The sequence below is a fragment of the Candidatus Endomicrobiellum trichonymphae genome, assembly GCF_002355835.1.
In the GTDB taxonomy this organism is placed as follows: domain Bacteria; phylum Elusimicrobiota; class Endomicrobiia; order Endomicrobiales; family Endomicrobiaceae; genus Endomicrobiellum; species Endomicrobiellum trichonymphae.
The window spans coordinates 1-18,452 of record NZ_AP017459.1; the positions used below are offsets into that span (position 1 = coordinate 1).

Below are 18,452 nucleotides of genomic sequence, written 5' to 3' on the forward strand. Positions count from 1 at the left end.
ATGAGAATTTCCGTACCTGATTTATGGCAAAAGGTCATAAACAATATTAAATTGTCCGTAACACCTGAAACTTATAATCTGTGGATTTCACCTATAAAACCTCTAACCCTTGAAAACAATATATTTACTTTAGAAGTGCCAAATATCTATTTTTCACAGTGGATAACAAACAACAAAAAAAATATTGAGCAAATTTTATCCGATTTATGTGGACAACAGATAGCTTTAGAGTTAAAACCACATCAAAATATATCCGACATAATAAAAAAAGTTGAAGATATGCCTGATCATGAAGATGTTCGAGTGCTGATAATGCAGAAAGATCAGATAAATCCTAAATACGTTTTTTCCGGCTTTGTTATCGGCGCTTCAAACAGATTTGCGCACGGATGTTCCGAAGCGGTTGCAAAAAATCCCGGCAAACAGTTTAATCCTTTATTTCTTTACAGCGGAGTAGGACTAGGTAAAACGCATTTGTTAAACGCAATAGGCAATCACATAAAACAGTCAACGCCAAAACTAAAAGCTCTTTACGTCACCTGTGAGAAGTTCGTCACGGAATTTATAGAGTTAATACGATTTGATAAAATATCGTTTTTCAAAAGCAAATACAGAAGTTTAGTAGGAACGAAGTATCGACCCTGTCTAATGTGCTTAATTGGAGTTTTCCGACTTTACTTGTGCTTGGAGAATGTCTGTATTTCTCTGGACATCGAGTATTAATTTGAGGCAAAAGACTTGATTAATTATTAAATTATAAATTATGAAAAAGCCTGCAGAAATGCAGGCTCTTTTTTTGCGTTGTGTTATGTGTTTTCGGTTTGGTTTTTTTGGCAAAAAGTGGCTATAAATAAGGATTTGGCTTACTCTCTATCTCTAACTACTCTATTGCTACTAAGTCTGGCAGACAATTTTTGAGATTTTAAAAAGATAAAAAGCAAAGAATTTAACGGCAAGCCTTATTATAAAAATTACAAAGAGATTGTATTAGTCGCAAAAGAAGCAAAGCAAATAAAAATAAAAGAGAACAATATTAAGAAAGTCGAGTTAACTTCAATGCCGACTAAATACGGCATAGAGAATGTAGCAACTTTCAATCTATTCAATAGCAAGATGTTTACTTATCCAAACGACAAAAGAAAAAAAGCGAAAGTAAGTATGAAAATAAGATTTAACGATGGCACCAGCAAAGAGTATGAATTGTACAGAGGACAGATTGCACGTCATAACGATACGGGAACAGGGCAATTAACAACAACGCACGCAAAGATATTCCTTGCCATCACACATATTTGGCAAGAGCAGAAAAGCAGATTCGCTAACGACAGCTATTGTGCCGTTGTTGATACTTCATTAACAGAAATCGCAAAGAAGTTAGGTTATAAAAAAGTAAGCGGAGCCGACCGAAGCAGAATACTGCAAAAGATAAAAGAGATGGTATATTTTTATATGATGGTTTCAGACGGGGTACGAGATTGCGGATTTTCACTTTTAAACAATATTATCGTATGGGATAAAGAAGACCGCAAAGAGAACAATTACAAATCAACGATAAGAATTTCTATAAGTCCATTCGTTTCAAAACAATTATACGACAGAAAAATTATTATGAGAAAACCTCAATGCTATAAGATTAAAAATCCTACGGCTATTAAATTCCTGTTATGTTATGACAAAAGAATAGTTGCGGGAAACAGCTTAAGAATGAATATATCCGAAGTAGCAAATGATTTGGAAATAAATATATCTACTAATAAATCAATGATAATTGAAGTACTAAACAATGCATTAAAAGAATTAAACGGCTACGAACTTAACGATAGTTATCGCTTGTATGTAGAATTAGTTAAAGAGGAAAAGGAATGGATTGTCGTTGCCGACCGTATCTTAAAAGAGAAACAACAATCATTAGAAGTGAACTGCAGAACTGACATAGAATGCGAAGCATAAGAGGAGCGAAGCTCCGTGCTTGTCTTTCCTATCTTAAAATACTGCCCTCAAAAAGCTCAAATCTAAAGGTAAATATAGTCATATCAAACATTGTCTAACATTCTGTCTTTGAAAAAAAAGCTATGATAAAATATTAAGTGGAATATAAAAAAGAAACTGACTATTATGAAAACGATATGCGTCATATTGCTGACGCTCTAAAACTTGAAAAATATTTGTTCAAATAGTATCCGTATCAGCAAGGATATAGGCATTATAACTCTACTTGATGTATATAATTGCCCACTGTAAATAGATTTGAGGGTCAAAAATGACTGACTTCCACCCACGTTTAGACCCTTCAAAAATATATTTAGTCCAGCCAAATAGTGATAATTCTCTTAATCTGTAAGCAGAGATATTCTTATGAAAAAAACTAATAATAAATATAATAAAGATAAATATAAACCCATAGAAAATGCATTTCCTATTAACAATCCGTTTAGAAGTTCTAGAACTGTTCAAAAAGCTTTAAAAATAATTAATAAAAAGGTTGTTAAAAAAGATTAAATGAGGATATGATTGTAATTAAATTTAAAAAAATATTTGCTGTGATTTTAATGTTGTCTGTGTTCTTGTCTGGCTGTCAGAGGAAGGTTATAACAGGCGTTTCTAAAAATAAAAATGATGTTTCAACTTTAACGAATACTCCTGCTCCATGGGATAATGATACATGGTGGGATGGTCATAAGTTTACCGAAGCTACTAAGAACTTGTTACGGCCTTGGGATGATTAGTTGTCTGCGCCTACTCCATCGCTTACTCCTACTTCACCAGAGCCTGCGTCTCAAGGCAAACTCAAAAAAATGGCGTTGTTATGCCCGCCATTAACACAATTTTCTTTTATGTCGCCCGCACTTGTTTCCCCAATCATATCAATTTCAAGAGCAGCGCTCTTAGCTGTGCCAACTGTCTGCGGAATGTGGTTCGCACTATTCTCTTATAGAAACGAAGTATCGACCCTGTCTAATGTGCTTAATTTGAGTTTGCTAGCTCTCTGCATTGGAAGTGTACGCTTATTTAGAATTCTACGTTAAAAACTCGATTAATTATTAAATTATAAATTATGAAAAAGCCTGCAGAAATGCAGGCTCTTTTTTTGTGTTGTGTTATGTGTTAGTAGTTTGTTATAATATGTGTTCCTAGTTTGGTTTTTATGCGTTGGTAGTTTGGTTTTTATGCGTTGGTAGTTTGGTTTTTATGTGTTAGTAGTTTGGTTTTTATGTGTTGGTAGTTTGGTTTTTATGTGTTAGTAGTTTGGTTTTTATGTGTTAGTAGTTTGGTTTTTATGTGTTTTCGGTTTGGTTTTTATGTGTTTTCGGTTTGGTTTTTATGGCAAAAAGTGGCTATAAATAAGGATTTGGCTTACTCTCTATCTCTATTACTACTATTAAAGACTATGTCTGCCTAAAGTCTGGCAGACAATTTCCTTTTGAAATTTTAAAAGAAAAAAAAGACAAAAAACCAAAGAAATAAAGGATAAAAAATGTGGAATGAAATCATTACAGAATTAAAAGAAAAAATACCGACTGAATGGCTTGAACCAATAAAAGAGGAAAGCTTTAAAGACGATATGTTAACGCTTGCTGTTCCTGATACATATTATGCTCAAAAGTATGAAACTGATTATAAACCATTAATTCAAAATATACTAAAAGCAAAAACAGGCAAAGCCGTCGGCTTGCAATTTCAAATTGTTGCTTCTAAATTACTGGCAGAGCCTGTTATAAAAGACGAAAAGCCAAAAACGCAATTAATGAAAAAAACGAAGTTTAACGGCAAGCCCTATTTTAAAAATTCTGCGGAGCTTGCATTGGTTGCAAGAGACGCAATTCAAGTAAAAAATATAGATACTCAAAATGCCGAGTTAACTTCAATGCCGAGTAAATACGGCATAAAAGATGTCGTATCTTTTTGCCTCTTTAATAGCAAAATGTTTACTTATCCAAATGATAAAAGAAAAAAAGTTAAAGTTAGTATGGATGTAAGGTTTAGTAATGGCACTCTTAAAACGTTTGATTTATATCGAGGTCAAATTACGTTTAATGATGTTGGTCGTGGACAGTTGACAACAACGCACGCAAAGATATTCCTTGCCATTATTCATATTTGGCAAGAGCAGGGTTGTAAGTTTGCGGATAATAAGGGCTTTTATGCAGTTGTTGATATTTCAATGCGGGAGCTTGCTAAACGGTTAGGCTATCAAAAATTAAGCGGAGCCGACGTAAAGCGATTGACTGTATTGACTAACGACCTTGTCGATTTCCCTATGATACTTTCTGATGGATATACGGCTTATACTTTTACATTCTTGTTTGACGTTGTTGCCCGCACTTTTAAAAAGAGCAGAAGCAATAGGACTATGTTGAGATTAACTATTAATCCTTTTATTTCAAAACAATTTTACGATAGAAAGGTTTTCTTAAGAAATCCTCAATGCTATAAAATCAAAAATCCTACTGCTATTAAATTTCTGTTATGTTATGACAAAAGAATAGTTAAAGGAAATGGTTTAAAACTAAATATATCTGAAGTCGCAAATGATTTGGAAATTCTAACAGAGCAAAAATCAATAGTTGCCGAACATTTGGGAAATGCGTTTCAGGAGTTAAACGGATACGAACTTAACGATAGGTATCGCTTGTATGTAGAATTAGTTAAAGAAGAAAGGGAATGGATTGTCGTTGCTGAACGTATCTTAAAAGAAAAAACAACAATCATTAAAAGTGAACTGCAGAACTGACATAGAATGCGAAGCATAAGAGGAGCGAAGCTCCGTGCTTGTCTTCCCTCTCTTACTTAAAAGCCTGCCTTTAAAAAACTCAAATCTAAAAGTAAAGATAGTCATATCAAACGTTGTCTAAAATCTTGTCTTTAAAATCTATTCTGTTTACTTTTAAAACGTAAAAAAACTATTAAAAATCGTAAAAACTGTGTTAAAGGCGCGCTGGCGCCTCAAATAACGCAAAAATTACATTAAGAACGTCATAAAATGTCAAAATATGTCAGTATTGTGTCATAATAAGGAATTATCACATAGTCTAAAGCCTTAAAATTGTATTAGCACGCTGTCCACATTGTTTTTGATTATTGTGGAAAAATGTGAAAAAAAACCTTACTTGATGTATATAATGCCCATTGCGTACCAATTTCAGGAAAAAAATGCCAGTTGGATATACTTGATATGCAATTGGCTGACTTGTTTCAAAAAGACACCGATTGTACCTCAAAATAACAGCGATAGTTTATGAAAGCGTAAAAAGCTAAGACGTTATGATAATGCTTAGTCGCTGTTTGTAAATATGGCGAAAAAATGTATTATATGTTTATAGGCTCGTACAACATTTGGATAATGCTTGTGATATATAAATAGTCAAAAGCCGTCTTAAAGTAGACGGCAAAAAAACTAAAAAAAGTGAGCGAAGCGAACACCTATTATACTTGATATACATATCAAAAAATAGACCCGAATAAAACTTATCTGCTTTGTTATACAAACTTACCTTAAAATCCACGAAAAAAAATATCTGGACAGTTTAAAGAAAAAAATGAAATTGAAAAAAACTTTATGCGTATATTTAACGCTTGTTCTGTTTTTGACAGGCTGTGGAAATCTTAAAAGCCATATAAGAGGTAATCAGAATACTGACGCTTTCTGCCGACCAGCAGACAGGCAATATTATAAAAAGCGATAATAGTGGAATAATTGAAAAAGAGGAAATAAAAAAATTTGACTATAAAGTAATTGGATTAGTTGGATTAGACGATGATGGCGATTTATTTCAAGATGAAGATGAAAAGGAGAAAACTTCCAGCAAAGAACCAGAGCTGATGTGGCAGGATAAGGCGAAAAAGTATGCTGGTGATGCTGGACACTTTTTGTATGAACATAAAGGGAAGATAGCTTTTGCTGTGGTAGTAGTAGCTGGTGTTTACTGGTTCGGGATAAGACCTATAAAAACGGGCTACCCGTACAACCAGAAGTCTTACAACTACGACAACAACAAGCTTTACAACAATACCAACAGCAACAGCACGAAATAGAAGCACTATTTGTACCAGACGACTTGTTAGACACGGATAGGACCGAGCTGGATGTGATGTTATCTGACCTATAAAGACAACTAACCCAACTATACCAACTACAAGAACTACTACTACTACAACGACAATTACAACAAAGACTGCTTTTAGCACAAGAACGGCAACAACTATTACAACTACAAATAAGTCTTTCTACAACACCAAACAATGCCATTTCTGCAAATAGAATACTTAGGGTACCAACATCGATTAACACAACAATTATTGCAACAAGAACAACAACTAGCAGAACAACTATGACTACAAGCAGTATAATATTTTAAATAAATTAAAATGAGAGATATTCTTATGAAAAAAACTAAAGATAAATATAAACCCATAGGAAATGCATTTCCTATTAACAATCCGTTTAGAGGTTCTAGAACTGTCCAAAAGGTTTTAAAAATAATTAATAAAAAAGTTGTTAAAAAAGATTAAATGAGGATATGACTGTAGTGAAATTAAAAAAAATATTTGCTGTGATTTTAATGTTGTCTGTGTTCTTGTCTGGCTGTCATAGGCAGGTTATAACAGGTATTTCTAAAAATAAAAATGATGTTTCAACTTCAACGAATACTCCTGCTCCAGAGGACTACGCCTACTACTCGGTCTTGGCTTTGGTAATTTCCATCGTCTACGCCTGCTCCTACTTCACCAGAAGACTACGTCTCAAGACAAACTCAAAAAAATGGCGTTGTTATGCCCGCCATTAACGCAATTAATACTGGTTGAAGGTTTGACATTGCTAATTCTGTAATCCGCGAATTAGTTCTGTATCTCTTTTCTTTTATGCCGACCGCACTTAGTTCACCAATCATATTAACTTCAAGGTTAGCGCTCTTAACTGTGCCAATTGTCGGCGCACTGTCTATTGATAGACGACATACAGTTTCTAGTAGGCAAGGAAGGCTCGCAGGAAGAATTTTTCCACATGTTTAACAGTCTAAAAAAGCAGATAGTCATTTCGTCTGACAGACCGCCTAAAGATCTCAAAGACGTTGAAGAAAGACTCATTTCAAGATTTGAATGGGGTATTATAGCTGATATACAGCCACCGGATTTAGAGACAAGAATCGCAATTTTACGCAAAAAATCCGAAGAGGAAAAAATATATATCCCTGATGATGTTATTTTACATATAGCAACGCAGATCAAGTCAAACATAAGACAACTTGAGGGATCGCTTCTGAGAATAACAGCTTTTTTCAGCATTTACAGGAACACCTTTAACTGTGGATTCCGCACAAAAAATGCTCAAAATCATTAGAATAAATAACTCCGAACATATACAATAGAAAATATACAAAAAGCTATTTCAGACGATTTCAACATAGAAATAAAAGATATGAAATCAAAACGCAGGACAGACGCCGTTGCATTTCCAAGGCAAATCGCAATGTATCTTGCGAGAACGCTAACCGATGAATTTTCAACCAATGCTATTAGTTAGGCGAAGCGTTCGGCGGAAGAGATTACTCAACCGTCATGCACGCCTGCAATAAGATAAAAGAAAAAATGGACTCCGATCCATATTTTAACGCTAAAATTAATAAAATTATCAAAAAAATACGAAGCGAGCAATAAAAAGAACAACTCTGCGCATAAAATATAAAAATTTGATATAATATAAAAACAGGCTAATAATTCTAATAACTTCATTGCTTTATCAGCATAGTTATCTTCATTAAATTTTTATAAATTCTATTTGATAATTATACTTTTTTAGCATTCAAAAAAAACTTATCAACAATATACAGGACATTATAGTAACTAATGTGCTTTTATAGAAATTTGGGAGAAAGTGAATGAAAGTAATTTGTGAAAAAGAAGAATTAATGAGAGGAATTCAGATGGTATCTCCAGTAACACCATCTAAAAATACACTTCCTGCTTTGTCAAACATTCTATTCGAAGCCGAAAGAGATAAAATAAAACTTTCATCCACAGATCTTGAAATAGCTGTACAGTGTTATATTAAGGGAGAAATAACAGAAGATGGTGGAATTACGATACCCTCTAAGAGATTTGCAAACATTATAAAAGAGCTTTCTACTGACGACGAAATAGAAATTAAAGCCGATGAAACAAATCAGATAAATATTAAATCCGGAAAATCAAAATTTAATCTTATGGGAATTTCAAAAACAGAATACCCTGTAATACCGGAACCTCCTAAGAACAACAATTTTACTATTAAAAGAGGAATATTTGCCTCAATGCTCAAAAAGATTGTTTTTGCAGCGTCAAGAGATTCACAAAGATACGTTTTGAACGGAATTTATTTTATACTTGGAGACAGCAAACTTACAATGGTTGCCACAGACGGCAGAAGACTTGCTTATGCTAAGACTAATATAACACAAGCAGAGGTAAAAGGAAAAGCTATCGTTCCGACAAAAGCAGTAAATGATATATTAAGACTTCTTTATTCAGATATAAACTCTGAAGACATGAGAATCGGCATCTCGGACAATCGAATCTCTGCAGAAATCGATGATATAACTCTACTTTCAACGCTTATAGAAGGAGTGTTTCCAAACTATGAGCAAGTTATACCTAAAAAATCAGATTTAAAGATAAAACTTAATGTGAAAAACACACTTACTGCGGTAAAACAAATGGCTCTTTTGACTGATAACCACCTTTCGTCAGATAGATCGTCAGCAGTGAAGTTTTATTTTAGCCAGGATCTTTTGAAAATCTCAGCTTCATCAGCTGGAATCGGTTCAGGCGAAACCGACCTTGAAATTGAATATAAAAATGATCCGGCAGAGATTAATTTTAACCCAGATTTTATAAAAGAAATTTTCCAAAGCATTGATGAATATTCAGCGATATTTGAATTTACTAATTCTTTAAATCCTGCGGTAATATATCCTGAAACAGATGAAAACTATCTTTGTGTCGTGATGCCGATGAGAGTATAGAAGTGTCTTGGACGCGGTCTGAGGAAATAATTAGTTTATTAAAGAAAAAGCTGGGTTTAGACGAAGATTTTTTTATTGTAAGGAAAAGCTGGGAGAAAGAAATAGCTATAAGCGGCATTGAGATAAGTGGATATAAAAGCGGCACGATTTTTGCACAGACGCAGAGTTCAACTGCGAGCTTCGAGCTTACAGCTCGCAAAAAGGAAATAATAAAAAAGTTAAATCAGTATATCGGCAGTTCAAAAATAAAGAATATAAAAGTAGAGATAAAATAGTATATTTTATATTTCAAGTAGAAAAGTTGAATAATATTAAGAGGGTTTTTCATGGCAAATAAAGAAGTGAAGAATGAAAGTTCTGAAAAGGACGGTTATAGCGCGTCTAATATTCAGATTCTTGAAGGATTGGAAGCAGTGCGTAAAAGGCCTGCTATGTATATTGGTTCTACAGGCAGTCAGGGACTGCATCATCTTGTTTACGAAGTTGTCGACAATTCAATAGATGAGGTTCTTGCTGGATATTGCAAAAATATTGACGTTACCGTTCACTCTGATAATTCTATAACGGTACTTGATGACGGGCGCGGAATTCCTGTTGATCCGCATCCTGATCCAAAATTTAAGGGCGTGTCGGCTTTGGAAATAGTGCTTACTAAGTTGCACGCAGGCGGTAAATTTGATAAAAATTCATATAAAGTTTCAGGCGGTCTTCACGGCGTAGGCGTATCGTGTGTGAATGCTTTAAGCGATTTGCTTAAAGCTGAAGTCTACCGCAATGGGAAAGTTTATGTACAGAATTATTCAAAGGGCAAGCCTTTGTGCCCCGTTAAAGAATCCGGCGTAACGGAAGAGAGAGGTACTAAAGTTACATTTCATCCCGATCCGGAAATTTTTTCAGTAATGAAGTATTCATTTGATACCCTTGCAAATAGGTTAAGAGAGCTTGCGTTTTTGAATGCGGGTACGCGTATCAGAATTTCAGATGAAAGAGACGACGATAAGGAACATATTTTTGATTATAACGGTGGTATAAAGACTTTTGTGCAGTATTTGAATACAAATAAAAATGTTATTAATAAAGATCCTATTTATTTTGTAAAAGAAAAAGACGATGTGTATGTGGAAATTGCAATGCAGTACAATGATTCTTATAATGAACTTATTTTTACTTTCGTAAATAATATAAACACTGTAGAGGGCGGAACTCATTTGTCGGGATTTCGCTCCGCTTTGACGAGATCAGTCAATGAATATATCAAAAAAAATGAAGTTTCAAAAATTAAGGATTTAAAACTTTCCGGCGAAGATGTCCGCGAGGGACTCACTGCCATTATCTCAATTAAAGTTCAAGATCCTCAGTTTGAAGGTCAGACTAAAACAAGATTGGGAAATTCTGAAGTCGAAGGCATAATGCAGTCTGTTGTCGGCGATGCGCTTACAACTTTTTTGGAAGAAAATCCGGGCATTGCAAGCCAGATTTTAGATAAGGCGATTAACGCTGCGGAGGCAAGGGAAGCCGCTAGGAAAGCAAGGGAACTCACAAGAAGAAAAGGGGCGCTTGATTCGGCATCTCTTCCTGGAAAACTTGCGGACTGTTCCGAAAGAGATCCGCAAAAAACAGAACTGTTTATTGTTGAGGGAGATTCTGCGGGTGGTTCTGCAAAACAGGGCAGAGACAGATCATTTCAGGCTATACTTCCTTTAAAAGGTAAAATTTTAAACGTGGAAAAGTCACGCCTTACTAAAATACTTGCAAACGATGAAATAAGAACACTGATTACTGCAATAGGCGCGGGTATAGGCAAGGAAGAACAGGATTTTAATATTAATAAAGTTCGTTATCATAAAATTATTATTATGACCGATGCTGATGTTGACGGCGCTCATATAAGAACGTTGCTGCTGACGTTTTTTTACAGGCAGATGCCTCAGCTTTTGGACAGAGGTTATATATACATAGCACAGCCTCCTCTTTATAAAGTTAGAAGGAATAAAAGGGAGATGTATTTGGACTCTGAAGAAGAACTTGACAAGTTCTTATTCCAGCAGGCGCTCGACGGATTGTCGATGTCGCTTATACGAGACGGCGTAGAGGTAAAAGAGATTGATTATAAATCGTTGCACAAGATAGTTGCGAATATAAGTGAACTCGATATACTCTTAAAAAAGCTGTGGAAAAAAGGAGTTAGTTGGAAAGAATATCTCAGATTTAAAAAAGAGGGAAAACTGCCACTTTATAGGGCGATGAAAGATGGCAGTGTGAAGTATATTTATTCCGACAAAGAGTGGAAAGAATTTAAGGATCCGTTGTTTGAAAAACGGAGAGAACTTCTTGCTTCGCAAGGTGAGCTTGACGAAATTACCGAAAATCTTAAAACTGATGAAGTGATGCCGGAATATAAAGATTTATGGGAACTTCCGCGCGTAGATAATCTTGCAGAGCAACTTGAAGAAGAGGGTTTGCATCCGGAACATTATAGTGAAACGCACGCAAAACCGGTTTACAGACTTCAAGACTCTGAAAAGAAAGTTCAAGGAGAAATTTACGAACTATATTCTACGACAGAGCTTATTGAAACTATAAGAGAGTTAGGTAATAAAGGTGCCACTATCCAGAGATATAAGGGGCTTGGAGAAATGAACCCGGAGCAGCTTTGGGAGACTACAATGGATATAAAAAACAGAAAACTTTTACAGATAACTCTTGAGGATGCCATCGAAACGGACAGGGTGTTTACTACTTTAATGGGCGATCAGGTTGAACCGAGAAGACTGTTTATACAGACGCATGCTCTTGACGTGAGAAATTTGGATATATAGTGGCGAGATATGCTGTGTCTGTCGGAAATAAAAAAGAAAAGTAAAATGATTTCTATTTCAATTTTAGTATTTTGTGCCCCTCCCCTAAATGATTTTAAAGATTGTAAAGAAGAAATATAAAGATATTCAAAGAGTGGAAATTTAACTTTTTTTGTCTGTTATATTGAGAGACGAAGTCCCTGAAATATGAAAGTATGTTGATTTTATTGTTAAAATATCAGGAGAGTTAAAAGCATAAGATATATTATTTGTGATTGTTAAGAGGTGCGAACTGTAACTCTAAGTCTAAGAAAGTATTTTTAATCAATCAAATTACATGGTCAAAGCTTAATCCTACACCCAGATAGGAAAAAAGAAAACTCACACAAGCAACTGAACCTTTTTTCATTTTTGTAAAATCTAAAGATTATTATTTTAACTTAGATAATTATTTGCGGCATTTTTATAGCTTAAATAAAAATTTAAGTTCTAACCATCATCAAGACTGGGTAAGAAATATTTTTGAGCAATAGAAGTAAAAGAGACTAATCCTGAACAATATTTAAAATATTTGCTTTTTAGGTTAATAAAATTATCAAAAATAGATGGAGCATTATTTAAAAGTACGAAGTCTCGGATCTTAGATAATAATAAAACTTGATAAGCGATGCTGAGAATTCTACAGAAGTTAAAGGGTTCCATTTGACTGAATGGAATAATATAAGAAAGAAATATGCTGAAGGTGGGTATGAAGAGACAAGAAAGTATAACAAATAAAGCAGATTCTATAATGCAAGAATGCAAATAAGAGGTTTGAAATGCCGAAAGAAAAGAACATAAAAGATGAACAGGAAATATTGCCGGTAAGCATTATTCCGCGAAATATTGAAGATGAAATGAAAAACTCTTATATAGATTACGCTATGAGCGTAATTGTCGGAAGAGCGTTGCCTGACGTGCGCGACGGCTTAAAGCCGGTTCACAGAAGAATACTTTATGCGATGAAAGAAATGGGATTAAAACATAATACTGCATATAAAAAGTCAGCGAGAATCGTCGGAGATGTGCTAGGTAAATACCATCCTCACGGTGATTCTGCAGTTTACGGCGCCATGGTCAGAATGGTACAGGATTTCTCTTTAAGGTATCCGATGATTGACGGTCAGGGAAACTTCGGAAGTATAGACGGCGATTTTGCCGCTGCTATGCGTTATACCGAAGTGAGAATGGATGCGATTACCGATGAAATGCTTGTAGATTTAGATAAAAATACTGTTGATTTTATTCCTAATTATGACGGTTCTTTAAAAGAACCTGTGATACTTCCCACAAAGCTTCCCAGTCTTTTGATTAACGGTTCTGCAGGTATTGCCGTAGGTATGGCTACAAATATTCCTGCCCATAATATAGTAGAAGTCAGCGATGCATTGGTGACTTTGATTGACGATAAAGAGATTTCAGTTTCAGAAATTGTAAAATATATTAAGGGTCCGGACTTTCCGACAGGTGCAATAATTTTAGGAAAGAGCGGCATTAAAGACTATATGGAAAAAGGCAGAGGTTCAGTAAAAATCAGAGCCAAAACCGAAATAGAAGAAGTTAAAAGCGGCAGAGAAGCCATTATAGTAAATGAAATTCCTTATCAGGTAAATAAAGCAAATCTTATAACTTCTATTGCTGATTTGGTAAAAGATAAAAAAATTGACGGTATTGCAGATTTACGCGATGAGTCTGACCGCGACGGTATAAGAATAGTCATTGAAATTAAAAGAGATGCAAATGTGCAGGTTGTTTTAAACCAGTTGTACAAACACACTCAGATGCAGTTGTCTTTCGGCGTTATAATGCTTGCGCTTGTAAACAATAGACCTAAAGTAATGAATGTTAAAGAAATTTTAATACATCATATTGAACACAGAAAAGTTATTATTATAAGAAGAACAAAATTTGACTTACAGAAAGCCGAAGCAAGATTCCATATTTTAGAAGGACTAAAAATAGCGATTGACAATATTGATGCTGTTATCAAAATTATAAAAGAATCTGCCGATGAGGATAATGCGCGTGTAAGTTTGATGTCAAAATTACGCTTAACTAAAATTCAGACTGAAGCTATTTTAGAAATGAAAATCCGTCAGCTGACCGGACTAAAGAGAAAGGAGATCGATGATGAATATTTAGAGCTAATAAGACTTATCGAGAAACTTCGCTCTGTACTAGCGGACCCTAAGAAGGTTTTGGATATAATTAAAAACGAAGCCCTTGATATAAAGAGAAAGTACGGCGATAAAAGAAGAACGCAAATTCAAGCTGCAGAAGCTGATTTCAATATTGAAGATTTAATTCAAGAAGAGGAAGTTGCGGTGACAATGTCGCATGCCGGGTATATTAAACGCATACCACTTGACACTTACAAAGCACAGCACAGAGGCGGACGCGGAATAGCTGCGATGAACACAAGAGAGGAAGATTTTGTCGAGAATTTATTTATTACAAGTTCTCATTCATATATGCTGTTCTTTACAACGCGTGGAAGATTGTACTGGATGAGAATTTACGAAATTCCTGAGGGAGCGAGAACGTCAAAAGGAAAAGCTATAGTAAATCTCCTGCAGCTACAGGGAACGGAAGAGAAAATTACCGCGGCGATTCCGATAAGATCTTTTAATCCTGAATATACTAAAGACGAATATCTGCTGATGTGTACGAGAAACGGCATAATCAAGAAAATTGCGCTTGACAAGTTTATAAATCCGAGAAAACGCGGCATAATAGCGATTAAACTTGAAGACGGTGATATTTTAACGGAAGTAAAAGCGATAAATAAGAACCCTGAAGTTGTAATAGCTACAAAAAAAGGCAGTTCTATTAGGTTTAAAGAGAGTGATATAAGAGTGATAGGTAGAGCCGGTCGGGGCGTAAAGGGGATAGAGCTTAAAAAAGGTGACGAAGTTATAGGTATGGAAGTTTTTTCCCCTGATGATGTTTTCCTTTCGATCTCCGAAAACGGTTATGGCAAAAGAACGAAAGTAGGCAAGTATCGTTTGCAGAAAAGAGCGGGACATGGTGTTATAAATATGCAGATGTCAGAAAGAAATGGAAATATGATAGGCATTAAAAAAGCAAATGATGGCGAAGAGGTAATGATAATAACCCAAAACGGCATAACGATAAGACTCAGAGTAAACAGTATTTCTGTTATAGGCAGGAATACGCAAGGCGTGCGTCTGGTGCGGCTTGATGCCGGGGACAAAGTGGCGGCAATCGCCTGTGTGGTGAAAGATGAAAACAGCGAAGAACCGCAGTGTACTGTAAAGAAAGTTGAAAAAGAGGGTTGGTAAAACAGGATAAAGAATGGAGAAAAAATATAATAGAAAGAAAAAGTGTAAAATCACTAGTATGCTATATGCTAAGAATTTGAAGATATGAAGCTGTAAGAATTTAAAACAATTAGAATAGACCGATGAAACAGTAAGCATTTCCCGAATATATTAATCCACCTGCGTTCTGCATTTATTATTTGCTGAGCCTGTGTCCTTTTATATTATTCAGTAACCGTCCTTACAGTTTTGGATTATAGTAGATATATAATATAAAAATTTGTGGAAAAGCTGGTATTTTATTTGTTATTTTTAACTTTTTTCATTTCGGATATTTTGTACTTTGTACAATGCATAAACAATCAGTATCCAAAGGGGTACTGCGATAGTCTGTCTAGTACATCCACAAAATTTTGCCATAACGATCAAGATGAAAAGGATAAATGCGAATATCAAATAATTTGTATAAGGATAGAGAGGCGATGGAAACAAAGTTTTGTGATTTTCAAGATTTTTTTGTTTTTTAAACTTTATGTGAGACATTGCAATCAGACCCCAGTTAATAAGAATACAAACAACTACAAAGCTTATAACTGTTTGAAAGGCATCAACCCAATTTGGCATAAAATAGTTTAACGGAACTACTAAAAAAGTTAAGACGCCAGATAGCATCTGTGCAGCGACAGGCACACCTTTTTTAGTTGTTTTTGCAAAAATCTGCGGAGCATTATTTTGTAGAGCAAGTCCGTAAAGCGTGCGACTGTTGCTGTAAATACAGCTGTTATAAACTGATAATGCAGCGCTTAAAATTACGAAATTAAGAGCCCATGCGGCATGTTTAAACCCTGTTTTGTCAAATATCATTACAAAAGGACTGTCAGTAGTGTGCAAATTGCTCCAGTGATAGAGTGCTAAAAGCACAATAATAGAGCCGATATAAAAGAACAAAATGCGAAATACCACCTGATTTACGGCTTTAGGAATAGTTTTTTGGGGATCGGCAGTTTCCGCGGCTGTAATTCCTATGAGTTCCAGCCCACCAAAAGCAAAAGTTATCATTGGAATAGCTGCCAGAAGTCCGATAATACCGTGAGGAAAAAATCCGCTTAAAGCAGGATCGCCTGTATGTTCGCCGATAGTTGCCGCCATCCATAAGTTTTTAATGGTTGCACCGTCAACTAAGCCAGGATTTATAATTAATATGTATCCGCCTGCCAGAATCATAGCGCAGATTGCAGTTACTTTTATAATTGAAAACCAAAATTCTATTTCGGCGTAAGCCTTTACCGCGGTCAAATTTATTGCATTTATAAGTATAAAAAATAGTAAAGCTGTTTTCCATGTTGCCAATGTCGGAAACCAGTACTGCGCGTATGCTGCTACCGCGGTCAGTTCCGCTATACCGACAAGAACATATTGAATCCAGTAATTCCATCCTGATAAAAATCCCGGAAATTTTCCCCAATATTTATAAGCAAAATAGCTGAAAGATCCCGTCATAGGCTCTTCTGTTTCCATTTCGCCAAGCTGGCGCATAGTTAAGAAAATTGAAATCCCAGCAATCAAGTATCCCAAAATGACCGCGGGACCTGCCTTAAAAATTGCCTCTCCTGTTCCTAGAAATAAACCGGTTCCTATGGCGCCGCCGATTACAATAAACTGAATGTGACGGTTTTTAAGTTTGCGTTTCAAATTGCCTTCTTGAGGCTGTTTCATAATGACTCCAGTAAAAAATTTTAATTTTGAAAGAAGAGACTATATATTTATATATAGTATAGCAAAGAATTGTCGGTCAATTCACCTGAAGGGGAATCCCTATGCTTTCTTCCAAGCCGTCTCTTTATACATCTTGTATTTAACGTCTGGACTGTTAGGTATTTGTCTATCTGTACCAATCGCGGCCGAACAGTACAAGCTTAGCGTCGTTGTTTTTTATTTCCCAATAAGTATGTTGGGAAGGTCTGGTTATCAAGCAAGTAAATCATACCGGAGTGCCTGCCAGACGTTGTTTAAGCACACACAGCAGCTCCATCCCAACAACATAAGTCCTCTTTATTTCATTGTCCTTTTTAGGTCTTTATTATTCTCGATATAATCGTTGTACACCTTTTCTGATAGCTTTTTGACTTCCTTATTATTATAAAAGACCTCTAATAAGCTCGCGGACATTGTCCAGTCTTTTAAGATCGCCATAGCGGCGGCTGGGGCCTGTCTTAAACTCGCTGATGCACGACGGAATGTTATATTACTTTCCCCAACAATGTATGGTTTAAAGACATAAAGCCAGCCGTATCGAGGCAGGCATAGCCGAGAAGGAGAGAGATACCATTATCCCTACACTATTATTATATCAATTATATGATAGCATAAAGCTATTTCTATTCCTTGCTTGTCAACATATTGACACTGGAAAAGTGTAGCATGATGGTAAAAGCGAGCGAAAAGCTAGAAGAGAATTTAGCGACAAAAGAAATAATTGAAGCGGATAATAAAGCGGAGAGAATGATAAAAAAAGACAAGTCGCTTATAAATCGTCATATCTGAAAATCCTCTTCGGTTTCAATGCAAGAGAGCTGAAAACTATGGAAGACGAACTGAAAATAGAATGACTATAAAAGCTAAATATAGTAAATATAGCAAGCCATCCCTTTCAAATACGTCTTATCAGGGATAGTTAATACTTCTTAGTGGAATGGAAAAGCTGAGTAGTGTAAAAAAACCTAAAAGTCAGACAAGCAAAGTTTGAAAACGCTCTAAAAGCCGCATAGAAAGATATGGAAGATCTAATTTCATGGGAGCTACTTTACTTATGTTGTAATCCGTATATCAAAAATATCTCAAAAAGCTGGAGTTGTAAAATACCGACTATCAGGATATAAAAAGAATCTAGAAGATAAACACGCAGCAGCTTAAGAACTTCTAGAATCCAAAGAATTAAAGATAAAAAGAAAGACTAAGAATAACTATGAATTTCAGAGCTGTCAGTGATACTATTTTTGAGTTGCGCTGACAAGCGAAAGACTTTGAGTTGAAAGCTGTCACGGCTATTGACTCAAAATTTTCTGTAATGCTAATGGCTAAGGCAATTGCTTTTAGAAATGCCGCAAATAAAATAGTAGATAAAAATATTGAATATAGTATTACAAAAAAAGAGATGGATATAGATAACTATCCAGAGTCTGAGTTATTAGTAATAATAAAAAGAATAATTAGATTTACGTAGCAAATAAATTGTTGATGTTGAAAGAGAATGCCAAACGAGATCTTTACTACGCTTATAAAAATTATGAAAATAAAAAGAAAGAAGCTTTAGAAAAAGGCTGAAAAAACTCCTA

General features: G+C 35.1%; 17 protein-coding genes. 15 read left to right on the forward strand and 2 right to left on the reverse strand.

Annotation, left to right across the window (positions count from 1 at the left end; translation table 11 throughout):
• The 7 genes from RSTT_RS00005 (at position 1) to RSTT_RS06710 (ending at position 6,510) form a co-directional block, all read left to right on the forward strand.
• Entirely contained in the window at positions 1-723 is a 723-nt protein-coding gene (locus RSTT_RS00005) for a DnaA ATPase domain-containing protein (protein ID WP_096525990.1), read from the forward strand.
• A 333-nt stretch (positions 724-1,056) separates the two neighbouring features.
• Complete coding sequence (locus RSTT_RS00010; RefSeq protein WP_149029992.1) at positions 1,057-1,950, forward strand: hypothetical protein; 894 nt, start codon at positions 1,057-1,059, stop codon at positions 1,948-1,950.
• Between the two features lie 405 nt (positions 1,951-2,355).
• The gene (locus tag RSTT_RS05990; protein ID WP_172412789.1) at positions 2,356-2,499 is read left to right on the forward strand and encodes a hypothetical protein; all 144 of its coding nucleotides are present in this window, start codon (positions 2,356-2,358) and stop codon (positions 2,497-2,499) included.
• 8 nt (positions 2,500-2,507) lie between these two features.
• Positions 2,508-2,726, forward strand: a complete 219-nt coding sequence (locus RSTT_RS00015) for a hypothetical protein (protein ID WP_096525226.1) — start codon at positions 2,508-2,510, stop codon at positions 2,724-2,726.
• A gap of 749 nt (positions 2,727-3,475) precedes the next feature.
• On the forward strand, positions 3,476-4,732 hold the full coding sequence (locus RSTT_RS00020; RefSeq protein WP_096525227.1) for a chromosomal replication initiator protein DnaA: 1,257 nt from the start codon (positions 3,476-3,478) through the stop codon (positions 4,730-4,732).
• A gap of 1,088 nt (positions 4,733-5,820) precedes the next feature.
• Positions 5,821-6,033, forward strand: a complete 213-nt coding sequence (locus tag RSTT_RS05845) for a hypothetical protein (protein ID WP_096525228.1) — start codon at positions 5,821-5,823, stop codon at positions 6,031-6,033.
• A 348-nt stretch (positions 6,034-6,381) separates the two neighbouring features.
• The gene (locus RSTT_RS06710) at positions 6,382-6,510 is read left to right on the forward strand and encodes a hypothetical protein (RefSeq protein WP_269457762.1); all 129 of its coding nucleotides are present in this window, start codon (positions 6,382-6,384) and stop codon (positions 6,508-6,510) included.
• A 242-nt stretch (positions 6,511-6,752) separates the two neighbouring features.
• On the opposite strand, the gene RSTT_RS05995 is transcribed toward RSTT_RS06710, so the two are convergent.
• On the reverse strand, positions 6,753-6,890 hold the full coding sequence (locus RSTT_RS05995) for a hypothetical protein (protein ID WP_172412790.1): 138 nt from the start codon (positions 6,888-6,890) through the stop codon (positions 6,753-6,755).
• A 53-nt stretch (positions 6,891-6,943) separates the two neighbouring features.
• Between RSTT_RS05995 and RSTT_RS00030 the strand changes: the two genes are divergently transcribed.
• The 6 genes from RSTT_RS00030 to gyrA all read left to right on the forward strand — a co-directional run bounded on the left by RSTT_RS00030 (position 6,944) and on the right by gyrA (position 15,138).
• A complete protein-coding gene (locus RSTT_RS00030) occupies positions 6,944-7,339 on the forward strand; it encodes a DnaA ATPase domain-containing protein (RefSeq protein WP_172412791.1) in 396 nt (131 codons plus the stop codon).
• 78 nt (positions 7,340-7,417) lie between these two features.
• Positions 7,418-7,522: a helix-turn-helix domain-containing protein gene (locus tag RSTT_RS07025; RefSeq protein ID WP_442861935.1), complete on the forward strand. Its 105-nt coding sequence runs from the start codon at positions 7,418-7,420 to the stop codon at positions 7,520-7,522.
• 355 nt (positions 7,523-7,877) lie between these two features.
• Positions 7,878-8,999: a DNA polymerase III subunit beta gene (dnaN, locus tag RSTT_RS00045; RefSeq protein ID WP_015423016.1), complete on the forward strand. Its 1,122-nt coding sequence runs from the start codon at positions 7,878-7,880 to the stop codon at positions 8,997-8,999.
• 2 nt (positions 9,000-9,001) lie between these two features.
• Positions 9,002-9,274, forward strand: coding sequence for a DciA family protein (locus RSTT_RS00050; RefSeq protein WP_095558626.1), 273 nt, complete (start codon positions 9,002-9,004; stop codon positions 9,272-9,274).
• Positions 9,275-9,325: 51 nt separating this feature from the next.
• On the forward strand, positions 9,326-11,818 hold the full coding sequence (gene gyrB, locus RSTT_RS00055; protein WP_096525232.1) for a DNA topoisomerase (ATP-hydrolyzing) subunit B: 2,493 nt from the start codon (positions 9,326-9,328) through the stop codon (positions 11,816-11,818).
• 797 nt (positions 11,819-12,615) lie between these two features.
• Positions 12,616-15,138 (forward strand): DNA gyrase subunit A, encoded by a 2,523-nt coding sequence (gene gyrA / locus RSTT_RS00065; RefSeq protein WP_096525233.1) that lies wholly within the window; start codon positions 12,616-12,618, stop codon positions 15,136-15,138.
• A 291-nt stretch (positions 15,139-15,429) separates the two neighbouring features.
• Here the strand turns inward: gyrA and RSTT_RS00070 are convergent, their stop codons facing one another.
• Positions 15,430-16,833, reverse strand: coding sequence for an amino acid permease (locus RSTT_RS00070; RefSeq protein ID WP_015423019.1), 1,404 nt, complete (start codon positions 16,831-16,833; stop codon positions 15,430-15,432).
• Between the two features lie 705 nt (positions 16,834-17,538).
• On the opposite strand from RSTT_RS00070, the gene RSTT_RS06715 reads away from it, so the two are divergent.
• Positions 17,539-17,661, forward strand: coding sequence for a hypothetical protein (locus RSTT_RS06715; protein ID WP_269457763.1), 123 nt, complete (start codon positions 17,539-17,541; stop codon positions 17,659-17,661).
• Positions 17,662-18,190: 529 nt separating this feature from the next.
• Positions 18,191-18,340, forward strand: a complete 150-nt coding sequence (locus tag RSTT_RS06000) for a hypothetical protein (RefSeq protein ID WP_158302753.1) — start codon at positions 18,191-18,193, stop codon at positions 18,338-18,340.
• Positions 18,341-18,452: the final 112 nt, after the last annotated feature.